General features: G+C 62.9%; 1 pseudogene. It reads left to right on the top strand.

Going from position 1 to position 3,039, the window contains the following annotated elements:
- Window positions 1–619: 619 nt before the first annotated feature.
- A pseudogene (locus tag I5W_RS26745) lies at window positions 620–3,039 on the top strand (efflux RND transporter permease subunit); the annotation flags it as partial.

Genomic DNA, 3,039 nt, shown 5'->3' with positions numbered 1-3,039 from the left:
GGCCCAGTTCCCCAATACCGATTACGCGCTGTTCCCCAGCCAGTTCGTCAACATCNGTCTGCAGCTCAGGACCGACGAAGCCGCTACCGTCATCCCGACGGCGGCCATCCAGCGCGGTTCCAAGGGCTTGTTCGTGTATGTGGTCAAGCAGGACAACACGGTCACCGTGCGCCGGTCAAAGACCGGGACGGTGCAGGATGACCTGAGCGTCATCACCGATGGCGTCAAGCCTGGCGAGACCGTGGTCATCGATGGCATCGACCGCCTGCGCGAAGGCGCCAAGGTGGAAGCGGTGACGCGCGGCGGTGCCGACGATCCGGCCAATAAGCTCGCTACCGAGAACCCGGAGGCGCGCCATCACGGCAGACGCGGTCAGGGCGGCGAGGCCGGGCAGGGCGGCATGAGCCCCGAGGAACGCCAGAAGCGCTGGGCCGAGATCAACAAGCGCATCGATGCCGGTGAATTCGGCGAAGAGATCAAGAAGCTGCCCGAAGACCAGCGCCGCCAGAAGATGATGGAGCTGCGTCGTCAGCGTGAAGCGGGGGCCAACGCCAACAGCGGTAACAGCGGCAACAACGCCAACGGCGCCAAGTAAGCACAATCAGCACAAGGCTCACGCATGAATCCCTCGCGCCAGTTCATCCTGCGGCCGGTCGCCACATCCTTGCTGATGCTGGCGATCCTGCTGGTGGGTATCGTCGCCTACCGGCTCTTGCCGCTGTCGGCCCTGCCCGAAGTCGATTACCCCACCATCCAGGTGGTCACCCTCTATCCCGGCGCCAGCCCGGACGTGATGACGTCTTCGGTCACCGCGCCCCTGGAACGCCAGTTCGGCCAGATGCCGGGCTTGAAGCAGATGGCCTCCACCAGCTCCGGCGGGGCCTCGGTGATCACGCTGCAATTCAACCTGGACCTGAGCCTGGACGTGGCCGAGCAGGAAGTGCAGGCGGCCATCAATGCCGGTAGCAACCTGCTGCCTTCAGACCTGCCGATGCCAACGGTGTACAGCAAGGTCAATCCGCCCGATACCCCCATCATTACGCTGGCGGTCACTTCCAAGACCATGCCCTTGCCCAAGGTGGAGGACTTGATCGATACCCGCCTGGCGCAAAAGATTNCGCAATTGTCCGGCGTGGGTCTGGTGAGCTGNTCGGGTGGCCAGCGTCCAGCGGTGCGGATGCAGTTGAACCCGCGCGCGGTAGCAGCGCTGGGATTGAACCTGGATGACGTGCGCACGGCCATTGGCAACGCCAACGTCAACCAGGCCAAGGGCAGCTTCGACGGCCCCACGCGGGCCTCCACCATCGATGCCAACGACCAGTTGCGTTCGGCCGATGAGTATCGCAAGCTCATCATCGCCTACAAGAATGGCGCGCCGATTCGCGTCTCGGATGTGGCTGATGTGATCGATGGCGCCGAGAACGTGCGCCTGGGCGCCTGGGCCAACCAGCAGCCGGCAGTGATCGTGAACATCCAGCGCCAACCCGGCGCCAACGTGATCGCGGTGGTCGACAGCATCAAGAAGATCCTGCCGCAATTGCAGGCCAACCTGCCCGGTTCCATCGATGTCCACATCCTGACTGATCGCACCACCACCATCCGCGCCTCGGTGGCCGATGTGAAATTCGAGCTGCTGCTCTCGGTGGCGCTGGTGGTGATGGTGATCTTCGTCTTCCTGCGCAACGTGCCGGCCACCATCATCCCCAGCGTGGCGGTGCCGCTGTCGCTGGTGGGTACTTTTGCGGTGATGTACCTGGCCGGGTTCTCGATCAACAACCTCACGCTCATGGCGCTGACCATTGCCACCGGCTTCGTGGTCGATGACGCCATCGTCATGATCGAGAACATCTCACGCTATATCGAAGAAGGCATGAAGCCCATGGAGGCGGCCTTGAAAGGGGCCGAGCAGATCGGCTTTACCATCATCTCGCTGACCTTCTCGCTCATTGCGGTGCTGATCCCCTTGCTCTTCATGGGCGATGTGGTGGGGCGCCTGTTCCATGAATTCGCGGTCACGCTGGCCGTGTCCATCCTGATCTCGGCGGTGGTGTCCTTGACCCTCACGCCGATGATGTGCGCGCGTCTCTTGCGCCACCAGCCGGAAGAACAGCAGGGCTGGTTCTATCACCAGAGCCAGGCCTTCTTCGACCGCATCATCGCCCGCTATGGCGTGATGCTGCAGTGGGTGCTGCAACGGCAGAAGATGACCCTGCTGGTCGCCGTGGCGACCCTGGGCTTGACGGTGCTGCTGTATGTGTTCGTGCCCAAGGGCTTCTTCCCGCTGCAAGATACCGGCGTCATCCAGGGTATCTCGGAAGCCTCGCAATCGATTTCCTTCGGCGCCATGGGCGCCAAGCAGCAGGAACTGGCCAAGGTGGTGCTGGAAGACCCGGCCGTGGAAAGCCTGTCTTCCTTCATCGGCGTGGATGGCACCAATGCCACCCTGAACAGCGGGCGCATGTTGATCAACCTCAAGCCGCACGAGGAGCGCGACGTCTCGGCCGCCGACGTGATCCGGCGCCTGCAACCCAAGCTGGCGCAGCAGGTGCCGGGCGTGACCTTGTACATGCAGCCGGTGCAGGACTTGACCATCGAAGACAGCGTCTCGCGCACCCAATACCAGTTCACGCTGGAAGATGCCGATGCCGGCACCTTGAGCAGCTGGGTGCCCAAGCTGATCGCACGCCTGCAACAGGTGCCGCAACTGGCCGACGTGGCCAGCAACCTGCAGGACCAAGGCTTGCAGGCCTATATCGAGATCGATCGCAACGCTGCCTCGCGTCTGGGCATCACGACGGCTGCCATCGACAATGCGCTCTACAACGCCTTCGGCCAGCGCTTGATTTCCACCATCTATACGCAATCGAACCTGTATCGCGTGGTCATGGAAGTCCAGCCGGAATTCCAGCGCGGGCCGCAAGCACTGGATAGCATCTTCCTGGTGACCGCTGCCGGCGGCAAGTACCGCTGTCCTCGATTGCCACGTCACCGAACGCACTGCGCCGCTGGTGGTGAACCACATCGGCCAGTTCCCCGGCG

This window comes from Herbaspirillum sp. B65, from assembly GCF_000333555.1.
GTDB classification, from domain to species: Bacteria; Pseudomonadota; Gammaproteobacteria; order Burkholderiales; family Burkholderiaceae_D; genus Herbaspirillum; species Herbaspirillum rubrisubalbicans.
This window is presented reverse-complemented; position numbering and strand designations above follow the sequence as displayed.